The sequence below is a fragment of the Hydrogenophaga sp. RAC07 genome, assembly GCF_001713375.1.
Lineage (GTDB): Bacteria > Pseudomonadota > Gammaproteobacteria > Burkholderiales > Burkholderiaceae_C > Hydrogenophaga.
This window is the reverse complement of record NZ_CP016449.1, coordinates 4,403,204-4,425,147: the sequence shown is the minus strand read 5'-3', so window position 1 is coordinate 4,425,147 and position 21,944 is coordinate 4,403,204. Positions and strand designations below refer to the sequence as shown.

At 66.8% G+C, this 21,944-nt stretch carries 18 protein-coding genes; 8 read left to right on the top strand and 10 right to left on the bottom strand.

Translation table 11 applies throughout. The annotated features are described in order from the left end of the window. Positions 1-16 precede the first annotated feature (16 nt). From BSY239_RS20670 to sucC, 3 genes are all read right to left on the bottom strand, one after another. Positions 17-2,704 carry a CHASE2 domain-containing serine/threonine-protein kinase gene (locus BSY239_RS20670; protein WP_236944114.1) on the bottom strand — a complete coding sequence of 896 codons (2,688 nt, stop codon included), beginning with the start codon at positions 2,702-2,704 and terminating at the stop codon, positions 17-19. A 227-nt stretch (positions 2,705-2,931) separates the two neighbouring features. After that, positions 2,932-3,825, bottom strand: a complete 894-nt coding sequence (sucD, locus tag BSY239_RS20665; RefSeq protein ID WP_069048466.1) for a succinate--CoA ligase subunit alpha — start codon at positions 3,823-3,825, stop codon at positions 2,932-2,934. A 53-nt stretch (positions 3,826-3,878) separates the two neighbouring features. Continuing rightward, positions 3,879-5,039 (bottom strand): ADP-forming succinate--CoA ligase subunit beta, encoded by a 1,161-nt coding sequence (gene sucC, locus BSY239_RS20660; RefSeq protein WP_069048465.1) that lies wholly within the window; start codon positions 5,037-5,039, stop codon positions 3,879-3,881. 191 nt (positions 5,040-5,230) lie between these two features. On the opposite strand from sucC, the gene argC reads away from it, so the two are divergent. After that, complete coding sequence (gene argC, locus BSY239_RS20655; protein ID WP_069048464.1) at positions 5,231-6,142, top strand: N-acetyl-gamma-glutamyl-phosphate reductase; 912 nt, start codon at positions 5,231-5,233, stop codon at positions 6,140-6,142. A 107-nt stretch (positions 6,143-6,249) separates the two neighbouring features. Further along, a complete protein-coding gene (locus BSY239_RS20650) occupies positions 6,250-7,773 on the top strand; it encodes an MFS transporter (RefSeq protein ID WP_069048463.1) in 1,524 nt (507 codons plus the stop codon). A 3-nt stretch (positions 7,774-7,776) separates the two neighbouring features. Here the strand turns inward: BSY239_RS20650 and recX are convergent, their stop codons facing one another. Together recX and recA are read right to left on the bottom strand one after the other, a co-directional pair. Then, positions 7,777-8,238 carry a recombination regulator RecX gene (gene recX / locus BSY239_RS20645; protein WP_069048462.1) on the bottom strand — a complete coding sequence of 154 codons (462 nt, stop codon included), beginning with the start codon at positions 8,236-8,238 and terminating at the stop codon, positions 7,777-7,779. A 73-nt stretch (positions 8,239-8,311) separates the two neighbouring features. Continuing rightward, entirely contained in the window at positions 8,312-9,427 is a 1,116-nt protein-coding gene (recA, locus tag BSY239_RS20640; RefSeq protein ID WP_069048461.1) for a recombinase RecA, read from the bottom strand. Positions 9,428-9,562: 135 nt separating this feature from the next. Between recA and BSY239_RS20635 the strand changes: the two genes are divergently transcribed. The 3 genes from BSY239_RS20635 (at position 9,563) to BSY239_RS20625 (ending at position 12,385) form a co-directional block, all read left to right on the top strand. Further along, positions 9,563-10,090 (top strand): MarR family winged helix-turn-helix transcriptional regulator, encoded by a 528-nt coding sequence (locus BSY239_RS20635; RefSeq protein WP_069049127.1) that lies wholly within the window; start codon positions 9,563-9,565, stop codon positions 10,088-10,090. A gap of 125 nt (positions 10,091-10,215) precedes the next feature. Continuing rightward, the gene (locus BSY239_RS20630) at positions 10,216-10,890 is read left to right on the top strand and encodes a response regulator (RefSeq protein WP_069048460.1); all 675 of its coding nucleotides are present in this window, start codon (positions 10,216-10,218) and stop codon (positions 10,888-10,890) included. Positions 10,891-10,942: 52 nt separating this feature from the next. Further along, complete coding sequence (locus BSY239_RS20625) at positions 10,943-12,385, top strand: sensor histidine kinase (protein WP_069048459.1); 1,443 nt, start codon at positions 10,943-10,945, stop codon at positions 12,383-12,385. 21 nt (positions 12,386-12,406) lie between these two features. On the opposite strand, the gene BSY239_RS20620 is transcribed toward BSY239_RS20625, so the two are convergent. Further along, positions 12,407-13,054, bottom strand: a complete 648-nt coding sequence (locus tag BSY239_RS20620; protein ID WP_069048458.1) for a glutathione S-transferase family protein — start codon at positions 13,052-13,054, stop codon at positions 12,407-12,409. A gap of 17 nt (positions 13,055-13,071) precedes the next feature. Then, positions 13,072-16,038, bottom strand: a complete 2,967-nt coding sequence (locus BSY239_RS20615) for a DNA topoisomerase III (protein WP_069048457.1) — start codon at positions 16,036-16,038, stop codon at positions 13,072-13,074. A 97-nt stretch (positions 16,039-16,135) separates the two neighbouring features. Here BSY239_RS20615 and BSY239_RS20610 point away from each other — a divergent pair, with 97 nt between their 5' ends. From BSY239_RS20610 to BSY239_RS20600, 3 genes are read left to right on the top strand one after another with little or no spacing between them, the layout of a single operon-like run. After that, positions 16,136-16,675, top strand: a complete 540-nt coding sequence (locus tag BSY239_RS20610) for an SET domain-containing protein (RefSeq protein ID WP_069048456.1) — start codon at positions 16,136-16,138, stop codon at positions 16,673-16,675. A gap of 7 nt (positions 16,676-16,682) precedes the next feature. Next, positions 16,683-17,486 carry a biotin--[acetyl-CoA-carboxylase] ligase gene (locus BSY239_RS20605; protein ID WP_069048455.1) on the top strand — a complete coding sequence of 268 codons (804 nt, stop codon included), beginning with the start codon at positions 16,683-16,685 and terminating at the stop codon, positions 17,484-17,486. Beyond that, positions 17,480-18,280 (top strand): hypothetical protein, encoded by an 801-nt coding sequence (locus tag BSY239_RS20600; protein WP_069048454.1) that lies wholly within the window; start codon positions 17,480-17,482, stop codon positions 18,278-18,280. Before BSY239_RS20605 ends, BSY239_RS20600 begins: the two co-directional genes overlap by 7 nt. 7 nt (positions 18,281-18,287) lie before the next feature. On the opposite strand, the gene BSY239_RS20595 is transcribed toward BSY239_RS20600, so the two are convergent. The 3 genes from BSY239_RS20595 to BSY239_RS20585 all read right to left on the bottom strand — a co-directional run bounded on the left by BSY239_RS20595 (position 18,288) and on the right by BSY239_RS20585 (position 21,880). Next, the gene (locus tag BSY239_RS20595; protein ID WP_069048453.1) at positions 18,288-20,291 is read right to left on the bottom strand and encodes a S8 family peptidase; all 2,004 of its coding nucleotides are present in this window, start codon (positions 20,289-20,291) and stop codon (positions 18,288-18,290) included. Between the two features lie 73 nt (positions 20,292-20,364). Next, positions 20,365-21,264: an alpha/beta hydrolase family protein gene (locus BSY239_RS20590; RefSeq protein ID WP_069048452.1), complete on the bottom strand. Its 900-nt coding sequence runs from the start codon at positions 21,262-21,264 to the stop codon at positions 20,365-20,367. A 22-nt stretch (positions 21,265-21,286) separates the two neighbouring features. Then, positions 21,287-21,880 (bottom strand): TetR/AcrR family transcriptional regulator, encoded by a 594-nt coding sequence (locus BSY239_RS20585; protein ID WP_069048451.1) that lies wholly within the window; start codon positions 21,878-21,880, stop codon positions 21,287-21,289. Positions 21,881-21,944 lie beyond the last annotated feature (64 nt).

Sequence of the window (21,944 nt, the reverse complement as noted above, 5' to 3'; positions counted from 1 at the left end):
GAACGAAGCTGTCTTTTCAGGAACCGCGTGACGAAGCGGGCGGCGGCGTGACAAGGGTGGCAGCCATGGCGTTTTCCGATGCGCGCGGGAAGGCGTGCGTGGCTTCAAACGTGCTCTCGGCCGCAGGCAGCACCGCTCCCGGCATGGGCGCATCGTCTCCAGAATCCACGCAGCGCCGCAGGTGGGCAGCCAGTTCGGCACCGGACTGGTATCGATCGCCGGGCGACTTGGCCAGGGTCCGCGCCAGCACGTCGGCCAGGGCTTGTGACAGATCGGGGCGCAGGCTGCGCACGCTGGGTGCGGGCTGGTTGGCGATCTGGTACATCAGCGCCGCCATGGAGTCGCCCTTGAGCGGCAGGCTGCCGGTCAGCAACTGGAACAGCATGACGCCCAGCGAATAGAGGTCGGAGCGGCCGTCCACGTGCAGGCCGGCGAGCTGCTCGGGCGACATGAAGCTGGGCGTGCCCAGCACCATGCCGGTTTTGGTTTTGCTCGACCCGGTGATGCGCGCGATGCCGAAGTCGGTGACCTTGACCGACTGGGTCGCCACATCAAACATCACGTTGGCCGGTTTGATGTCCCGGTGCACCACTTGCTGGCGGTGGGCGTGATCCAGGGCCAGCGCCACCTGCTCACCAATGCTCAGCACGGTGGTCACCGGCAGCAGGCCGCCCGGGCGCGAGAACTCCACGAGATCGCGGCCCGGCAAAAACTCCATGGCGATGAAGGCCAGGTCGTGCTCCTCGCCGGCGTCAAAAATGGTGACGATGTTGGGGTGCTGCAGCCGGCCCGCGGTTTCGGCCTCGCGGAAGAAGCGCTCGCGCACATCGACCAGCTCGGAGCCCTCGAACTCGGCGCTGAGCGCCAGCGTCTTGATGGCCACCGTGCGGCCGATCTTCGGGTCACGGCCCTGGTAGACCACACCCATCGCGCCCTTGCCGAGTTCTTTCTCGACCTGGTAACGACCGAGCATGGGTTTCTCCACGCCGCCGTTGTCCAGCAACAGCGTGCCGCCCGGGTGCGACGAACCGCCGCCCAGCACCACGGTTTCCGACAAGTTCTTTGCGCGCTTCAAGCGCCGCTGCACGTCGGCATCAGAGCGGTCCAGCTTGGCCATGTGCTCGTACACCGCTTCGGCCTTGTTGAACTGGCGCTTGCGCTCGAAATCGAGTGCGAGGTGCTTGAGGTTGTCCATCAGGGCGTCGCTGAAGGGCACACGGCGCATGCGGTCAAACGCCATGTCGAGCTGCCCCTGGCCCTGCAGCGCCAGACCCATCATGCGGTTGGTTTCGGCCGACTCTTCGTCCGACTTCGCCTTGCCCGCTTCGGTGACCAGGAAACGGCGCGTGGTGAGCGCCAAATGCCCGATGAGCAGAAGCGACGCCGGAAACACCAGTTGCAGCCACGTGGCTGCGGCCGACAACAAACCGAACTCGGCACCCAGCAAGGCCACGAACAGCGCACCGGTGCAGGCCGCGCCGGCCGCTGCAGACAGCCGTGGCAGCAGCCACACGATGTAAGCGGCGATCAGCAACAGGGCGGCGAACACCGCGTAGCCGCCCCAGAGCGGTTGCACGATGTGGTGGTTGCTCAGGATGCTGGAGGTGATGTGGGCCAGGATGGCGGCGGGCGACATGGCGGCAGACACCGGCGTGGTGAACAAGGTGCCCACCCCCGCAGCGGTGGCGCCAATGATCACGATCTTGTCGGCGTACTTGCTGGCCGGGATGCGGCCGGAGAGCACGTCGTAGAAAGAGTCCACCGCGAACGCCGCCCGGCCGTCACGGTCGGGATAGAACTGCGGCAGCAGGCGGGCCGTGTCGTCGGTCGGAATCACGTTGCGTCCCAACTGCACGCCTTCGCCGGGCAACAGTCGCAGGTCTTTGGCCGTGAGGTTCAGGCTGTTGGCAGCGATCGCCAATGCCATCGAGGGCACGGCAAAACCATCGAACTGGACCAGCAAACCCTCCTGTCGCACCGCGCCGTCCACATCGGGCAGCTGGTTGAGGTGCCCCACCGCCCGGGCCGCCTCACCAATCGCCGGCAGCGGTTGCTGCGAGCGCAGCGCCGGCACGCCAAAGGCCGCGTTGTCGGCGATGGCGCTGCGCCGTGCAAACGCGGGCAGCGGCTGATCCACCGGACCCTGGGGTTCGCCAAGTTCGTACACCGAAGGCACGACGACATTGCCCGCGCGCGCCATGCTGGCCACCAGGCGGGCGTCCGAGTCGAGTTGCTCCTCGGCCTGGCCGATGAAACCCAGCAGGCGCTGACGGCCCTGGTCGCCCAGATCGGTCAACGGCGCGCCGCCCGTTTGGGAGCCGTCGAGCAGGCCGCGCAGTTCGCGCAGTTGCACCAGACCGCGGTCGGTTTGAGGTTCAAAAAAGAAGGCGGTGTGCGCCACGGTTTTGGCGCCAGCCGCACCGAGTTGGTCGATCAGCTGGGCGTGCACCTCGCGTGGCCACGGCCAGCGGCCAATGTTGGCCACGCTCTGGTCGTCGATGGCGATGACCGCGATGCGGTCACTGGGCAGCCGGCTGGTCTGTGTGCTGGCCAGGTCGTAGAAGCGGCGCTCCAGACCACTGAAAAAATCCGTGGCGGCGTTCAGGGCAACCACCGCCAGCACAACGGCGAGCCCCATGGCGGCGTCGGAGCGCCACAAGGCGCTCTTGCGCTTGGGCCGGTTCTGGCGTTGGCTGGTGGACACGAATGAAGGGCCGGGTTGGTTCAATGCGGGCGGTCGAGCTCGCATTGAAACGCGGCCCTGCAATTCTCATCGGGTGTCAGCGGCAGGCATTGAACCCAAGATGTAGCATTTTGTTTCACGCTCGCCCCCCAGAGCAAGCATTTATGTGTGTTTGAGGCCGAACACAAACACCGGACGAAAAAAAGGCAACGCAAGCGTTGCCTTTGTCACGTCGGCCGCAGCGCAGCTTACAGCTGCGCCTTGAGCAGCTTGCCCAGTTCGGATGGGTTGCGCGTGATGATGAAGCCCGACTCTTCCATGATGGCGAGCTTGGCATCGGCCGTGTCGGCACCGCCGGAAATCAGCGCGCCGGCGTGGCCCATGCGCTTGCCGGGGGGGGCGGTCACACCGGCGATGAAGCCGACGATGGGCTTCTTCATGTTCGCCTTGCACCACAGCGCGGCTTCGGCTTCGTCCGGGCCACCAATTTCACCAATCATGATGACGGCGTCGGTGTCGGGATCGTCGTTGAAGGCCTTCATCACATCGATGTGCTTCAGACCATTGATGGGGTCACCACCAATACCGACGGCGCTGGACTGGCCCAGACCCACTTCGGTCAGCATGGCCACGGCTTCATACGTCAGCGTGCCCGAGCGGGACACCACGCCGATGCGGCCCTTGCGGTGGATGTGGCCGGGCATGATGCCGATCTTGATCTCTTCGGGCGTGATCAGGCCAGGGCAGTTCGGGCCCAACAGCAGGGTTTTCTTGCCGCCGGCGGCTTCCTTGGCCTTCATGCGGTTGCGCACTTCGAGCATGTCCTTGACCGGAATGCCTTCGGTGATGCAGATCGTCAGATCCAGGTCGGCTTCAACAGCCTCCCAGATGGCCGCAGCGGCGCCGGCAGGCGGCACGTAGATCACCGACACGGTGGCGCCGGTCTGCTGGGCGGCTTCCTTGACGGAAGCGTAAATCGGGATGTTGAAGATCGACTCGCCGGCCTTCTTCGGATTCACACCGGCCACGAAGGCATTTTTGCCGTTCGCGTATTCCTGGCACTTTTCGGTGTGGAACTGACCGGTCTTGCCGGTGATGCCCTGGGTGATGACCTTGGTGTCTTTGTTGATGTAGATCGACATGGTGTATTTCCTAGTCAGTCGGGGACAGAGCTAAAGGTCTGCCCCCAAGGTCATTACTTAACGGCGGCGACGATCTTCGTCGCGGCTTCGGCCATGGTGTCGGCCGCGATGATGGGCAGGCCGGACTCGGCCAGCATCTTCTTGCCCAGCTCTTCGTTGGTGCCCTTCATGCGCACCACCAGCGGCACGCTGAGGTTGGTTGCCTTGCAGGCGGTGATCACGCCGGTGGCGATGGTGTCGCACTTCATGATGCCGCCGAAGATGTTGACCAGGATGCCCTTGACCTTGGTGTTCTTGAGCATGATCTTGAAGGCTTCGGTGACCTTCTCGGCGGTGGCGCCACCGCCCACGTCCAGGAAGTTCGCCGGCTCGCCGCCGAACAACTTGATGGTGTCCATGGTGGCCATGGCCAGACCGGCGCCGTTGACCAGGCAGCCGATGTTGCCGTCCAGGCTGATGTAGGCGAGGTCGAACTTCGACGCTTCAACTTCGGCCGGATCTTCTTCGTCCAGATCGCGGTAGGCGACGATTTCGGGATGGCGGAACAGCGCATTGGCATCGAAGTTGAACTTCGCGTCCAGGGCCATCAGGTTGCCCTTGGAATCGCAGTTCAGCGGATTGATCTCCACCAGCGACGCATCGGTGTCCATGTAGCACTTGTAGATCTTGGCGAAGATGTCCACGGCCTGGTCCACGGAGGCGCCGGTCAGGCCGATGGCAGCCGCAACCTTGCGGGACTGTGCCTCGGTGATGCCGGTCAGCGGATCGATCATCTCGGTGATGATCTTTTCGGGCGTGGAGTGCGCCACTTCCTCGATGTCCATGCCGCCTTCGCTGGATGCGATCAGGGCCACCTTCTGCGTTGCGCGGTCGGTCACCAGCGACACATACAGTTCGTTCTTGATGTCGGCGCCGTCTTCAATGTAGAGGCGACGCACCTTCTGACCTTCGGGGCCGGTCTGGTGGGTCTTGAGCTGCATGCCCAGGATCTCGCCCGAGATGCGCTTGACGTCTTCAACGGTCTTGGCCACTTTCACGCCACCACCTTTGCCACGGCCACCGGCGTGGATCTGGGCCTTGACCACCCACACGGGGCCGCCCAGTTTCTGGGCAGCTTCGACCGCCTCCTGCACCGTGAAAGCGGGGATGCCGCGGGGCACCGGCACACCAAACTGGCGCAAGATTTCCTTGCCTTGGTATTCGTGGATCTTCATGAGGACTCTCTCAGGAATGGGTAGAGGGATCGTCGACCGATCCGCATCGGGTGGTCGAAAGAGTGGCGCTGAAAACACAGCAACCGGTAACTGTATCATGGTGCATTGCACCAAAATCGCGCACGGCGAACCGCCAGCAGGCACGATTGTTGGACGCTCTCCTGAACCCACACTGACAAGGCGGACCAGCCATGGCCAAGGTTTTCATCGACGGCGAAGCCGGCACCACCGGACTCCAGATTCGCGAGCGGCTGCAGCGCATGCCCGCCATCGAGGTGGTGAGCATCGCCCCCGAGCACCGCAAGGACCCGGCCGCCAAACGCGAATTGATGGCCCAGGTGGATCTGGTCATTCTGTGCCTGCACGACGACGCCGCGCGCGAGTCGGTGGCCATGATCGACGCGATGGTCGGCCACCAGCCCAAGATCATCGACGCCTCCACCGCGCACCGCACGGCTCCGGGCTGGGTGTTCGGTTTCCCCGAGCTCGCAGCCGATCAACGCCAGGCCGTGGTGAATGCCAGGCGCGTGGCCAACCCGGGCTGTTACGCCAGCGGCGCCATCGCCATGCTGCGCCCCCTGATCGATGCCGGCGTGCTGCCCGCCGATCACCCGGTCTGCCTGCCCGCCGTCAGCGGCTATTCGGGTGGTGGCCGCACCATGATCGAGGCCTACCAGAAGAGTGAAGCACCGGCCTACGAGCTCTATGCGCTCGGTCTGCAACACAAGCACATCCCGGAAATCATGGCCTACACCGGCCTCACGCGTCGCCCGATCTTCATCCCGGCGGTGGGCAACTTCGAGCAGGGCATGCTGGTCGAGCTGCCCCTGCACCTGGACACCTTGCCGGGTCAACCGACGCTGGCCGACCTGCACGCCGTCTATGCCAAACACTACGCCGGCAGCGAGTGGGTGAGCGTCGAGCCCGCCACCGAAAGCGGCAAGCTCGACGCACTGGCGCTGAACGACACCAACAAGCTGGAGATCCGCGTGTTCGGCAACGACGCGGCACACCATGCCCTGGTGGTGGCGCGGCTGGACAACCTGGGCAAGGGCGCCAGCGGCGCTGCGGTGCAAAACCTCCAGCTGATGCTGGGCCTGTAGCGCGCCCGCGCAGGCTGTCGAAAGACGGGGCCTGCGATCGTCGTGGGTGCACAGGCTTCCGCTTTGTTGCGGGGAGCCGCGCTCAACGAACGCCGGGGACTCTTCGCATGACCGCTGCACCGCAACTTCCTGCCATGGCGCCGCCCAAGGCCACGCGCCGCGAATGGGTCGCCCTGGGCGTGATCGCCCTGCCGTGTCTGGTGTACGCGATGGACCTCACGGTGCTCAACCTGGCCCTGCCCGCCATCAGCGCCGACCTTCAACCCACCGCAGCGCAGCTGCTGTGGATCATCGACATCTACGGCTTCATGGTCGCGGGCTTTCTCATCACGATGGGCACGCTGGGCGACAAGCTGGGGCGCCGGCGCATGTTGCTCATCGGCGCGGCCGCGTTCGCCTCGGCCTCGGTGGCCGCCGCCTTGTCCACCACGGCCCACGCCCTGATCGCCACGCGTGCCCTGCTCGGCATCGCCGGTGCGACGCTGGCACCTTCCACGCTCTCGCTGATCTCCAACATGTTCCGCGACGAGCGCGAGCGGCGCGTGGCCATCGGCATCTGGATTTCCAGCTACTCGGTGGGCGGCGCCATCGGGCCGCTGGTGGGCGGTGTGATCCTTCAATACTTTGCGTGGCCCGCGATCTTCTGGGCCGCGGTGCCGGTGATGCTGCTGTTGCTCGCGGTCGGGCCCTTTCTGCTGCCCGAATACCGCGACCCGCAGGCCGGTCGGCTCGACCTGGGCAGCGTGGCACTGTCGATGGCCGCGGTGCTCGGTGGTGTGTTCGCCCTCAAGCAGGCAGCCGAAGGGCAACCGGGTCTCACAACCCTGCTGGCCGCTGCGCTCGGCCTGGCGGCGGGCGTTGCCTTTGTGCGCCGCCAGCGCCGCATTGCTTACCCGCTGCTGGACCTGAAGCTCTTTGGCCAGCCCCGCTTCGCCGCGGCGATCTGCACCTACGCGCTCACCTCGTTCGCGATGTTCGGGGTGTACATCTTCGTGTCGCAACACCTGCAGCTGGTGCTGGGTCTCTCGCCGCTGGTCGCGGGCCTGTGCACCGTGCCGTGGGCGCTGTCGTTCGTGGCGGGATCGATGCTCACGCCCGCGATTGCACAGCGGCTCGGCGCTCCGCAAACCATGATCGCCGGGCTCACGGTGGCCGCCGTCGGCTTTGCCGCCATGGCGATGGTGGACGCTCCCCACGGGCTGGCGTGGCTGATCGGCGGCATGGTGCTCATGGGACTGGGCATGGCCCCGGTGTTCACGCTGGGCAACGACATCGTGATCGGCTCGGCACCACCCGAGCGCGCGGGCGCCGCGTCGGCGCTGTCGGAAACCAGCTCGGAGCTCTCGGGTGCGCTGGGCATTGCGGTCTTCGGCAGCCTGGCCACCAGCCTGTACCGGGCCGGCATGTCGGGGCAGGTTCCGGCCGACACCATGGCCGGCGTTCACACGCTGGGAGGTGCACTCACCGTGGCCGACGGCTTGCCCGCGGCCATGGCAGAGGCTTTGCGCCACGCAGCGCGATCGGCCTTTGTGGACGGGTTTCAAGCGGCCGCGCTGCTGGGCACGGGGATCATGGTGGCCAGCGCGCTGCTGGCCTGGCGGATGCTGCGCACGCCCGCCTTGCGCGGTTGAAGCTCAGTCGTCGGCGTCCAGACCGGGCGCGCCGCGCACCACGCGCCGCACCACGTCGGCGCCGAAACCCCGCGTGAGCAGAAAGCGCATCTGCTTGCCGTGTTCGGCCGCGTCGCGGGGCGGCTCGCCGAACTTCTTGCGCCACACCTCGCGCGCGCGCGCTTCTTCGGATCCCTGCAGACCGGCCACCGCGTCAGCCACGGCCTGCGGGTCCAGGCCCTTGGCCTGCAACTCCTGGCGCACGCGTGATGCGCCCAGCTTGACCGAGCGCCGGTGCACCACCGACTCGATCACGCGCTGCTCGCTGATGAAACCCTTGGCCTCCAGCTCGTCCAGCGCCCGGGCCAACTCGCCCGGTTCGGTTTCATGCGGGCGCAGCTTGCGCAGCAACTCGGCCTTCGAGTGTTCGCGGCCTGAAAGCAGGCGCAGCGCCCGGCCCTTCAGGGATATCTGGTCAAAGCCCATGTCGGGACCTTCGCCGGGGAGCGTGGGGGCTCATGGTGTCACTCGCTCACGGCCGAGGCCGTGAGTGCTGCTCTCACTCGGCCAGCGGGGCGGTGTTGGCTTCGGCCTTGGCAGCGGCTTTTGCAGCCTTGCCGCCTTTGGCCGGCGCCGGCGCTTCGTCCACCGGCAGCAGCGGCACGCCCAACTCGGTGCGTACCTTGTTCTCGATCTCGACGCGCAACTCGGGGTTCTCGCGCAGGAATTCGCGCGAGTTGTCGCGGCCCTGTCCGATCTTTTCGCCGTTGTAGGCGTACCAGGCGCCCGACTTCTCGACCACGCGGTGCACCACGCCCAGGTCCAGGATCTCGCCTTCGCGGCTGATGCCTTCACCGAACAGGATGTCGAACTCGGCCGTCTTGAAGGGCGGCGCGACCTTGTTCTTGACGACCTTGACCTTGGTCTCGTTGCCGATCGCGTCGTCGCCCTTCTTGATCGTGCCGGTGCGGCGGATGTCCAGGCGTACCGAGGCGTAGAACTTCAGCGCGTTGCCGCCGGTGGTGGTTTCGGGGCTGCCGAACATCACACCGATCTTCATGCGGATCTGGTTGATGAAGATGACCATGCAGTTGGTCTTCTTGATGTGCGCGGTGAGCTTGCGCAGCGCCTGGCTCATCAGGCGGGCCTGCAGGCCGGGCAGCGAATCGCCCATCTCGCCTTCGAGTTCGGCCTTGGGCGTGAGCGCGGCGACCGAGTCCACCACGATCAGGTCGACCGCGCCGGAGCGCACCAGGCTGTCGACGATCTCGAGCGCCTGTTCGCCGGTGTCGGGCTGGGAAATCAGCAGGTCCTGCAGGTTCACGCCGAGCTTCTGCGCGTACTGGATGTCCAGCGCGTGTTCGGCGTCGACAAACGCGCACTGGCCGCCGAGCTTCTGCATTTCGGCGATCACCTGCAGCGTCAGCGTGGTCTTGCCCGACGATTCCGGGCCATAGATTTCCACCACGCGGCCGCGCGGCAGGCCGCCGACGCCGAGCGCGATGTCCAGGCCGAGCGAGCCGGTGGACACCACCTGGATGTCCTCGATCACCTCGCCTTCGCCCAGTCGCATGATGGTGCCCTTGCCGAACTGCTTTTCGATCTGGGCCAGCGCGACCTGCAAGGCCTTGGCTTTTTCGCTGTTGAGGGGATTGGGCTTGACGGCTGCGTCCATGGGGGCTCCTGGGCTGGTTGGAAGGGTTGGCAAGACCTGTGTGGTTGTGTACAGGCTGGATGCTTGAACAGCAGTTTACAGGCGCATTGAAATCAAACAACCCGATATTTGGTCAGTTTGCCTTACCATTCGCCCATGATCGACAACACCCCCGAATCCCCCGCCGAACCCGACGACCGCTGGCGCGGCGGCCACCTCGGTCGGCTGATGGGCCTGGCGCTGCGCCGCTTCGACGAGCGTGTGCTCAGCCTGATGGCGCACGACGTCAACGTGCCGCTGGCGCTCTCGCACCTGGCCGCGCGCGCGCAGGTGGGCGCGGCCCACATCCACATCACGCGCCACCTCGGCCTGCACGGCTCGCGCCTGACCGAGCTGGCGCACCAGGCCGGCATGAGCAAACAGGCCATGGGCGACCTGGTGACCCAGTGCGAGGCCTGGGGGCTGGTGCGGCGCGAGCCCGACCCACGCGACGCCCGCGCGCGACGCATCGTGTTCACCGACACCGGACTGCTCTGGCTGGAGGCGTTCCGCACGGCGGTGGCGCAGGCAGAAACCGAGTTCCGATCGCAGGTGGGCGACGCGGTGGCCACGGTGGTGGCGCTGGGCCTGGAGGCCTATGGGTCGGAGGCGCCCGGTGCCCGTGCAGCCGTGCCAGCCCGGTGAAACCCTGCCAATCAACCGGCTGCAACGCGGGGTATGCGACCTAAAATGAATCCGGCCTGAATGCCGCCCGCCCACGCGCCGCGGCCCCATAACAACGCTGCCCGAGCAGCCCAGGAGACTTCACCATGCGCATCCTGATTGCAGAAGACGACCAGGTCCTGGCCGACGGCCTGTTGCGCAGCCTGCGCGCGGCCGGCGCTGCGGTGGACCACGTGTCCAGCGGCAGCGAGGCCGACGCCGCGCTCATGACCAACAACGAGTTCGACCTGTTGATCCTCGACCTCGGGTTGCCGAAGCTGCACGGCCTGGAGGTGCTCAAGCGGCTGCGCTCGCGCGGCTCTGCGCTGCCGGTGCTGGTGCTCACCGCGGCCGACAGCATCGAAGAACGCGTGAAGGGCCTGGACTATGGCGCCGACGACTACATGGCCAAGCCGTTTTCGCTGCAAGAGTTGGAGGCACGCGTGCGCGCACTCACCCGCCGCGGCATGGGCGGCAGCACCAACACCATCCGCCACGGCCCACTCGAATACGACCAGGCCGGCCGCGTGGCCACCATCGACGGCAAGATGGTCGAGCTCTCGGCGCGCGAGCTGGGTTTGCTCGAAGTGCTGCTGCAGCGCGCCGGGCGTCTGGTGAGCAAGGACCAGCTGGTCGAGCGCTTGTGCGAGTGGGGCGAAGAGGTGAGCAACAACGCGATCGAGGTCTACATCCACCGGCTGCGCAAGAAGATCGAAAAAGGTCCGATCCGCATCGCCACGGTGCGCGGCCTGGGCTACTGCCTTGAAAAAATCGCCAGCTGACGGCCGGGTCTTCAGTGAGCCGCTGCCACCGGTGGGAAGCCGGTCGGCGCCGATGCCCTTCGGGCTGTTCCAGCGCGAACAGCGCAGCCTGTTCGGCGAAATCCTGGACTGGATGCTCACGCCGCTGCTGCTGCTGTGGCCGTTGTCATTGGTGCTGACCTGGTTCGTCGCGCAGGGCATTGCCAGCAAGCCGTTCGACCGCGCGCTCGAGTTCAACCTGCAGGCGCTCACCCAGTTTGTGGTGCGGGAAAACGACCAGATCACCTTCAAGCTCAACGCACAGGCGCGCGACCTGCTGCGCGCCGACGACAGCGACCTCGTGTACTACCAGGTGCTCGATCCCCGCGGCACGCTCATCAGCGGCGAGATGGATTTCCCGCCGCCGCGCGACAACGAAACGCCGGAGCCCGGGCGGGTGATGCTGCGCGACGACGTGGTGCGCGACGACGAGGTGCGGGTGGCCTACACCTGGCTGGCGCGCAACGACCCGCAGCGCCTGGTGCTGATGCAGGTGGCCGAGACCAAAGGCAAACGCTCCACCCTGGCCGCCGAGATCGTCAAGGGCGTGATGGTGCCTCAGTTCGTGATCCTGCCGCTGGCGGTGCTGCTGGTGTGGCTGGCGCTGGTGCGCGGCATCCGCCCGCTCAACGAACTGGAGCAGCGCATCCGCGCTCGCAAGCCCGACGACCTGAGCCCGATCGAGGAATCGTTCATCCCGCAAGAAGTGGCGCCACTGGTGTCGTCGATCAACGACCTGCTGACGCGGCTGAAGGCCTCGCTCACCACGCAGAAACGTTTTCTGGCCGACGCCGCGCACCAGCTCAAGACGCCGCTGGCCGGCCTGCGCATGCAGGCCGAACTGGCGCAGCGCGAAACCGACCCGGTGGAGATCCGCGGGTCGTTGCAGCAGATCGCACGCTCCAGTGCGCGAGCCACCCACACCGTGAACCAGCTGCTGGCGCTGGCGCGCGCCGAGACCACCGGCCGCACGCTGCCGAGCGCGCGCATCGACCTCGGCCGGCTGGTGCCCGACGTGGTGCAGGACGCGGTGCCCCGCGCGCTGGAGGCCGGCATCGACCTCGGCTTTGAAGGCCCGGACGACACCCCCGACGACTGCCTGGTGAATGGCAACCCGACGCTCTTGCAGGAAATGGTGCGCAACCTGGTGGACAACGCGATCCACTACACCGGGCAGGGCGGCGTGGTCACGGTGCGCGTGCTGCTGGACCGCTTCAGCGGCGTGCAGATCCTGCAGGTGGAAGACGACGGTCCGGGCATTCCGGAGAACGAGCGCGAGTTCGTGATGCAGCCGTTCTACCGCGCGCTGGGCACCAACGTCGACGGCTCGGGCCTGGGTCTGGCGATTGTGTTGGAGATTGCGCAGCAGCACGGCGCCACGGTGTCGATGGAAGACGCGCACCCCGAGCGCAGCCGGCGCGGCCTGCGGGTGTCGGTGCGTTTCACGCCGACCAAAACGAGGGCGGCGCAGGAATAGCCGCTGTGCGGTCGGGGCGCATCAGGCCGCCTTGTACACGTTGAGTTGCAGTTTCTCGCGCTCGATGGCGCGCGCCACGCAGGGCAATTCGGCGAATCGCTGCACCAGTTCCCACGTGGCCGGGAAGTCCACAGGGTTGATGCCCGCGTAACCGCCCCAGCGCAGCAAGGTGAGCGCGTATGCATCGAGCGCACCGGGCCGGGCACCCACCATCCATGGCGCCGCTTTGGATGCCAGCGCTTCGATTTCGCCCAGCAGCTCGCGGTAACGCGCCGCACCGAATTCGCGAATGGCTTTCTGCGCGGCGTCGTCGTCGGTGAACTTCTGCGGCATGAACACATGGGTGAAGGTGGGGTGCACCGTGTTGTTCATCCAGGCCAGCACCTGCAGCGCGCGCGCACGCTCCAGGCCCGCAGGCGGCAGGATGCCGGCCAAGGGCAACTTCTCGTCCAGGTACAGCAGGATGGCCACGATCTGCGTGACGACCTCGTCGCCATCGACCAGCACCGGCACCTGGCCGCGCGGGTTGAGCGCCAGGTACTCGGGCGAACGCTGTTCACCCTTGTGCAGTTTCACCATCGAGGGTTCAAATTCAGCGCCGGCCAGCTCGAGCATGGCGTGCGGCACGAAGGAGCAGGCGCCGGGGGCAAAGAAGAGTTTCAGGCTCATGGGTCTCTCTCTCGTGGTCAGTTCAGGTGTGGGCTCAAAAGCCCGGCAATTTCAAACATCGTGACCTGCGGCTTGCCGAACACCGCCGCCAGCTTGGCGTCTGCGTTCACGCGGCGCTTGTCGCCCGCGTCCTGCAGGCCGTTGGCCTTGATGTAGTCCCACAGCTTCTTCACCACTTCGGGTCGGGACACAGCGCCCTCGCCGATCACCGCCGCCAATGCGGCGCTGGGTTGTTTGCCGGTGGCGGCGGTGGTCTTGCGGGGTGCCTTGGCCGCTTTGACCGCAGGCGTTTTTTTCGCCGCGACCTTCTTGGCCGGTGCGGCTTTGGCGGACACCTTCTTCGCCGGTGCACCCTTGGCCGGCGCGCCGGCCGCCGTCTTGCGCGGAGGGAACTTGGACGGCGCGAACTCGAAGTTCACCTTGCCGGCTTCCTTGTCCCAGGCCAGGAAGGCCTTGAACGCGCGGCGCGTGCGCATGGAGACGAACTTGTCGAGCAGATCGGTCTTGCCGGTTTCCAGCAGCTTGCTCATCTGCTCGCGCGCCACCGGCTGCTGCAGGATGATCTTGCCGCTCTTGAAGTCGCAGGTCGGTGTGGGCTGCTGCTCGGTGGGCACGGAGCGGATGCACACGTAGTTGCTGCCGTGCTCGTGCACCGCGCCGCCGCACTTGGGGCAGGCCCCCAATGATTCGCTGGCGCTGAAGTCGACGATCTCGCCGCTTTCTTCGCCTTTCTTGTCGTCGCCGAAGTCGAACTCGAGCTTCCAGTTCTTGTCGTCCTCGCTGTACTTGAGCACGATCTCGGCCACGAAGGGCCAGCCCGCCTTGGAGCGGAAACCATCCAGCGGGCCGATCTTCTTGTCGCGCAGGAGTTGCTCGGATTCATCGGGCTCGAAGGTGCGCCCGGCCGGTGATTTGCCAAACGAGAAGCCGCAGCCTTCGCTGGCGCCGTCCTTGCCGGTGCAGGTGTAGCGGCGGTAGTTTTCCTTCACCACACCGCCGCAGTTCGGGCAGGGCGTGGCCAGCGTGGCGTAGTTGCCCGGGATGGTGTCGCGGTCGTATTCCTTGGCCTTCTTCACCATGCGCTCGGTCATCTGCGCGATCTCGGCCATGAAGGCGCTGCGGCTGAGCTTGCCGTGTTCCATCTGAGCCAGCTTGTATTCCCACTCGCCGGTGAGTTCGGCCTTGGAGAGTTCTTCCACGCCCAGGCCGCGCAGCAAGGTCATGAGCTGGAAAGCCTTGGCGGTGGGGATGATCTCGCGGCCTTCGCGGAACATGTACTTTTCGGTCAGCAGGCCTTCGATGGTGGCGGCGCGTGTGGCTGGCGTACCCAGGCCTTTTTCCTGCATGGCTTCGCGCAACTCGTCGTCGTCGATCATCTTGCCCGCGCCTTCCATGGCGCCCAGCAGCGTGGCCTCCGAATAGCGCGCCGGCGGCTTGGTCTTCAGGCCCTTGCTCTCCACCGACTCGGTGCGCACCGTTTCGCCTTCGCGCACCGGCACCAGGTTCTGGCCCTTGTCGCCCTCTTTCGCATCGGCCACGTCCTCGGCCGCTTCCTTGCCGTACACCGCCATCCAGCCCGGCTTCACGAGCACCTTGCCTTCGGTCTTGAAGTGGTGGCCGACCGACGAGGTGATGCGGGTGGTGACCATGAATTCGGCGCTGGGGAAGAACACCGCGAGGAAGCGGCGCACCACCAGGTCGTACAGCTTCTGCTCGGCGTCGCTCAGGCCGCTGGGCGCCTGCAACGTGGGGATGATGGCGAAGTGGTCCGACACCTTGCTGTTGTCGAAGATACGTTTGCTCGGACGGATGTAGTTGTTGTTGAGCGCGGTGAGCGCGTGTGGCGCCAGGTGCTTCATGCCGCTGTCGGCCAGCATCTCGAAGGTCTGCTTCACCGTGGGCAGGTAGTCCTCGGGCAGGGCGCGCGAGTCGGTACGCGGGTAGGTCAGGGCCTTGTGGCGCTCGTACAGGCTTTGCGCGAGCTGCAGCGTGGTCTTGGCCGAGAAGCCGAAGCGGCCGTTGGCCTCGCGCTGCAGGCTGGTCAGGTCGTACAGCAAGCCGCTGGCCTGGGTGGTGGGCTTGCTTTCTTCCTTGACGCTCGCGGCCTTGCCGCGCACCGCGTCGGCAATCGCCAGGGCCTGGCGCTGATCCCACACACGGTCGGCGCGCTGCTCGGGGTCGGCGTCGTCACCGGTGGGTTTCTTGAAGGCGGGGTCGAACCACTTGCCCGGGTACTCGCCGGCCTCGGCCAGGAAGCTGGCGTGGATTTCCCAGTAGTCGCGGCTGCGGTGGGCGCGGATCTTCTCTTCGCGCTCGACCACGATGGACAGCGTGGGAGTCTGCACCCGGCCGACCGTGGTGAGGAAAAAACCACCGTCGCGCGAGTTGAAGGCGGTCATGGCGCGTGTGCCGTTGATGCCGACCATCCAGTCCGCCTCGGAACGGCTGCGCGCGGCGTCGGCCAGGCCCTGCATCTGCTCGTTGGTGCGCAGGTGCTCAAAGCCATCGCGGATGGCCGCGGGCGTCATGGACTGCAACCACAGGCGCTGCACCGGCTTGCCCAGGGTCTGGTAGCTGCCGCCTTTCAAGCCACCAGCGTATTGCTCGATCAGGCGAAAGATCAGTTCACCCTCGCGGCCCGCGTCACACGCATTGATGAGCTTGCCCACGTCCTTGCGTTTGGCCAGCTTGACCACCGCACTCAAACGAGACTTGGTTTTGTCGATCGGCTTGAGTTCAAAGTAAGGCGGCAGCACCGGCAGGTGGGCAAAGCTCCACTTGCCGCGCTTGACGTCGAATTCTTCCGGCGCGGCGATCTCCACCAGGTGACCCACGGCAGAGGTGACCACGTACTGGTCGTTCTCGAAGTGGTCGTCGTGCTTCTCGAACTTGCCCGCCACCGGGGTGAGCGCACGCACGATGTCCTGGGCCACGGACGGCTTCTCGGCAATGACCAGCGTTTTGGCTGAACCTTCGTTTTTCATCTCTACAATCAACTTTCCACGCGCGTGTACACGCGCACATGGGCACGCGCACACTCGCGCGCACCTGCATGAAACAACCTTACCAAATATTCCGGCCGTGACGAAAAGCCCCAAAAAGTCGACTGCGCCCGCTGAAAAACCAGCCCCGGCCGAGCAGCCCAACGGCACTGGCCGGCGCATCCAGACGCGCAAGTCCGGCGTGCACGGCCGCGGGGTCTACGCCGTGGTGGACCTGGCCGAAGGCGAAACGCTCATTGAATATGTGGGTGAGGTGATCACCTGGGACGAGGCGCTGCGCCGCCACCCCCACGACCCGACCGATCCGAACCACACCTTCTACTTCCACATCGACGAAGAACACGTGATCGATGCCAAACACGGTGGCAACTCGGCGCGCTGGATCAACCACAGCTGCGCGCCCAACTGCGAAGCCGAGGTGGACGAGGGCCGCGTGTTCATCCGCGCACAACGCAACATCAAGGCCGGCGAAGAACTTTTCTACGACTACGGCCTGGTGATCGACGAACCGTACACGCCCAAGCTCAAGGCCGAGTACCCCTGCTGGTGCGGCGCGAAGAAATGCCGCGGCACGCTGCTTGCGCCCAAGCGCGCAGGCAAAGCCTCGAAACTCGGCTGAACGGCCCATGGCCGACACCCTGACCCATCACGCCGAAAACCTGTGGCTGGCCGTTGAGCCCAGCCTGCCCGGCTTCACGGTCGAGGTGCTGCCCAGCATCGACTCCACCAGCAGCGAACTCATGCGCCGCGCACGCAGCGGCCTGATGGAGCCGGTGTTGCTCGCCGCCGAGGACCAGACCGCAGGGCGCGGGCGCTTGGGCAAGGGCTGGCACAGCAAGCCCGGTCAATCGCTCACCTTCTCGCTGGCCATGCCGCTGGCGCCTCAGAGCTGGTCGGGCCTGTCGCTGGCGGTGGGCGTGAGCCTGGCGCACAGCCTTCACCCCGACGTGCGCCTGAAATGGCCCAACGATCTCTGGCTGCACCAGCGCAAGATCGGCGGCATCCTGGTGGAAACCGCCAGCACTGGCGAGGCCGGGCAAGGCCAGCGCATGGTGGTGATCGGCGTGGGCATCAACGTCGCGCGGCCGGAGGTGTCGGCGGTGGCCGCGCTGGTGCCGGACGGCTCTGCGGTGACGGCCATGGCACCGGCAGGGCTGTCCGAAGTGCTGGTGGGCATCACGCCGGGCGAGGTGCTGGAGCGCGTGGCGCCGGCGCTGGTGCGCGACATCCAGGCGTTCGCCTCACAGGGCTTTGCCGCCTTTGCCCAGCGCTTTGCCCAGCTGGACGCCCTGCGGGGCCAGGCGGTGCAGCTGTCGGACGGCACGCGCGGCACCGCCTGCGGCGTGAACGACGACGGTGCCCTGCAAGTGCACACCGAGCGCGGCATGCAGACGGTGACCAGTGCCGAAGTGAGCGTGCGCCCATGCTGAAGTGGGCCGTCTGGTTGCTGGTGCTCGGCAATGCCGGCTACTTTGCGTGGTCGCAGGGGTACCTGGACACGCTGGGTCTCAAGCCGGAGGAACAGCGCGAGCCGCAGCGCATGGCGCAGCAGGTGCGCCCGGAAGTCTTGCGCCTGCTCAACGGCCCCCGGGCCGAGACCGCGCCCGTGGTGGCGGCACCCGCTCAGGCGGCTGAATGGCCCGCCGCCCCGGCTGCGGTTGCACCACCGGTTGCACCCCCCACTCCCGCGCCCATCGCCCCTGAACCGGCAGCGGCGGCATCCGTTCCAGCACCTCCGCCCACGGTGGCGGTCGCAGCCGGCAATGGCCCGCGCGCTTGCTGGCAAGCCGGTGGTTTCACCGACGACCAGGCCGAACTGCTGCGCGCCGAGCTGGCTCTCCTGGGCCTGCCTGCGTCGGGTTTCGTCTTCACCGAAGTGCGCAGCGGTGGCCGCTGGATCGTCTACATGGGCCGCTACGACAACCAGCAGCAGGTCGACCGCAAGAAAGACGAGTTGCGCGCGCTGGGCGTGTCGTTCCGTGAGATCAACGCCCCCGGGTTGGCCCCTGGCCTGGCCCTGGGCACTTACTCCACCGAGGCTGCGGCCCAGCAGGCCTTGCAGAAGGCCGAACGCGACGGCATCCGCACGGCCAAGGTGGCGCAGGAGCGGGCAGAGAGCCAGAGCGTCACGGTGCGGCTGCCGGCCATCACCGAGACCCAGCGCGCCGCCATCGACGGGCTGGGTGAAGCTATGGCGGGCAAGCGCCTGCAGCGCTGCGGCTGAAGCCGGCTCAGGCGTTGCGCCGGGCGCGCATTTGCTGCCAGCAGACCGCCAGCACCCAGGCCCACAGAGCGATGCCCCACAAGACGCTGGTGGAGCCACCACCGCCTCCACCGCTGGTGGCCGGGTAGGCAGCCACCACGGTCACGGTGTCGCTGCCGCTGCGAGCGGTCGGCATGAAATCGTCGGTGACGGTGAGCCGGAACACATAGGAAGCCTGCAAGTTGGGCAGGCTCACGCCGGCCACTGCGGCTTGTGCGTTGGTGATGGCCACGGTGGGTCCGCTGACCTGGGTCCACTGGTGGCTGACGATGCTGCCTGTGAGCGCCACGCTGGCCGAGCCGTTGAGGGAGATCGCGGTGCCGGGGGTGACGGTGCCGATGGGCGCGATGACGGCCGCAGGGCCGGTGGCCAGCTGGACCGAGGCGGCGGCGTCGAGCAGGCCGGCACCGCAGGTGGTGGTGGTGCACTCACACAAACCACCGCTGGGCAAGGCGCATTGGCCAAAGGCGACGTCGATGTGGCCGCGGGCGGCGGCGGCCTGCTTCATTCGTTCGATCAATGCGTTGGGTGTCAGCGCGCTGTTGACCGACAGCATCAGACTGGCCACACCCGCCGCCTGAGGGGCTGAAAAACTGGTGCCTTGTTTGTATCCGTAGTGATCAGCCGGGTCTGGCAATGCGCTGTAAAGCACAGGCGTGGTGAGTCCCGGGTTGTCGGCGGAAAGCAGCAGGTTCGCATTGCCGGCCTCATCGGAGCCGCCCGGCGCGGAGAGCGCCACCTGCGGCCCGAAACTGGAGTAGTCGGCCTTGGCGCCGTCCTTGCGCACCGCAGCCACCGCCATGACACGCTGGCAGTCGGCCGGCCGCCGGAGAGCGCCGCTGCCATTGCCCGCGGCCACCACCACCAGAGCGCCGGCGTCGGTGGCGGCGTTGATGGTGTCCTGGTAGGCCGCGCTGCAGGGAGCGTCACCACCGAAACTCAGGTTGATCACGCGCGCCGGGTTGCTGTTGATCGGCACACCCGCCACCGGCAGGCCGGCCGCCCAGCGCACACCGTCCAGCAGGTCCGACACCAGCGCGCCGCATTTGCCCGCCACTCGCACCGGCAGGATGCGTGCGCCCCAGTTGATGCCGGCCACCCCCTGGGCGTTGTCCGTGGCGGCTGCGATCTGGCCGGTGATGAAGGTGCCGTGCCAGGAGCTCTGGCTCAGATTCGGGTCCGCACCACTGAAGTCCCCGCACGCACCCGCGTCCACGTACTGCTGGACGGCCGGAGCGTTGCCAAATCTGGTCACCCAGTCTCCGGGGTCTTCGGCGTTCGAGTCCCTCCCATCCGAGTCGTTTGCAAACTCCAACTCGCTCACGAAGTCGTAGCCCCGCAACATGCGCGAGCCTGAGTTCATCGGAATGCGAGGGTCTGGCGGCAGATCCGGATGTTCAAACCGCACACCGCCGTCCACCACTGCCACCACCGGCGCTCCCACGGTGCCAGTGGTCCGGAACCAGGCACTGGGCAAGTTCATTGCCGCGGGGTTGAGCAGGTCGGGAGTCTGTAAATGCCATTGGTTGGTTAAAAAGAAAGTGTCGTTGGGCGTCACGGTCTGCAGCCGTTTCACAAGCACATTGGGCTCGACCCAGGCCACATCGGGGTGCAGGCGCACGCGGCGCATGGTGTCTTCAAGGTCGCGGCCCTTCAAGGGTCGATCGAACCTGAGCAGGGCGGCGTTGCCCGCTTCGCTGGCGCCACGCATCGAGATACCGAGGTCGCTGGCCAGGCGGGTGGTGCGGGCGCGGTTCAGCTCGGCGGCTGCCTTCCACTGCGCCGCCGCGCGCGCCCGGTCGCGTCGTGGACTGTGGTCTGGGGTTTCGGTATCGGTTTCAGCGGCCCGGTAGCCGATGATCAGCCCCAAGGCCGGTTCGCCGGATCCTTGCGCGAACGCCGAGACGCAGGTCAACAGGCTGGGCAGAAGCACCGCGGCAAGGCGGATGAAGGAGTGGGAGAGCGATGGCATTGCGGTTTGTAGCATGACCTCCCTGAGTTTCGGCGCGAGATGCCTGGGCTTTACACCGCAACACCCGGCCGGTTCACGAGGCCGCCGAACGGCTCAGCCCCTGGCTTGAAAACCAGTCCAGCGCTTCGTTCCACAGCGGCATCGCCCGTGGTCTGAAATACCCCATGTGGCCGATGGGGCCGAGCCCGGCTCGCTGGCTATCCAGCGTCACGCTGCGCACCTCGGCATTGCGGTAGCCGGCCATGAAGGCGTCGCGCGAGGCGGGCGGCGCCCAGGCGTCGTCCAGCGCGTTCACCGCCACGATGGGGAAACGCACATCGTTGAAGCGCTCGGTGGTCGCCCGCATGGCCGGGTCGTCGAAGAAGTAGCGCGGAAAGCGGCACCACTGGCGCCATTGGCGGTACACATCGATCGGCAGGTCTTCGCCCATGCCCAGCCGGCTCCACGGCAGATAGCCGGCCATGCGCGTCCACACAGGCCCCAGCACGCGCCACATGAAGAGCACGCGCAGGCGCTCCAGCGGCGGCATCCAGCCGTGCCAGCCGGCGCCGGTGGCAAAGGTGTAGGCACCGTCCACCGCACCGGGGTCGGGCAGCAGACCCAGCGCGTGGCCGCCGTAGGAATGGCCCACCAGGTACAGCGGCATGCCGTCCTGGCGCATGGCCTCCACGCCGGCCGCGAGGTCGAGCCGGCCCCAGTCGAGGTAGTCCATGCGGAAGCCCTTGAGCGTGCTGGGGGCCGACTGGCCGATGCCTCGGTAGTCGAGCGTGAGCACGTCGAAGCCGCGGCGTGCCGCGTGTTCGGCAAAGCGCTTGTAGAAGCCCTGCGGCACGGCGGTGGCGCCGCCCACCACCAGGTGACCGCGCGGCGGCGTGGGGCTGTGAAAGCGGTGTGCGACCAGCGGGTAACCGTCAGCGGCGGTGAGCGTGATGCGCTGAATGCGCACGTCCTCGGTGGACTCGAAGGGGGACATGGTGGTTCTCCTGGTGGGGCGGTCAGTGGCTCGACCGGGCGGCGAGCAGCGACAGCAAGGTGTCGGTGGCCTGCGTGATCGGCTCGGTGCTCTGGGCCACGCGGGCCTGCAGCAGCCCACCCTCGTAGGTGGCCACGATCAGCGCCGCGATGCCCCGGGCCCGGGCCTGTGGCTCGCCGTGCTGCTCCAGCGCAAGTGCAATGCGTTCGCGCAGCGTGGCGAACGCGCGGGCCAGGGCTTCGCGCAAGGCGGGATCGTCGGGCGTGGTTTCCAGCGCCACGGTGGCCAGCGGGCAGCCGGACTCGAAGCCGGTCTCGCTCAAGCGCACGGTGGCGCCCGCCATCCAGCGGCGCGTGGCATCGATCGGGTCGGCCTTGGCGGCGAGCAGGGTGTCGAGCCCGCGCAGCATGCGCGCCACCACGTCGTCGATGGCGGCCACGGCGAGCTCGGTCTTGCCGCCGGGAAAGTGGTGGTACAGCACGCCCTTGGGCGCACCAGCCTGGGCCAGCAGTTCGGTCAGGCCGATGCCGTGCAGACCCCGCCGGCGCAAGGCGTCGGTCATGGCTGCGATCAGGCGTTCGCGGGTGCCGGGGGTGTTGGGTGTGGCGTCGGGCATGTGCGAAATCTATAGACCGGTCGGTCTAGTGTCAAGTTAACGGGTGTCGCGCAGATTCACCGGA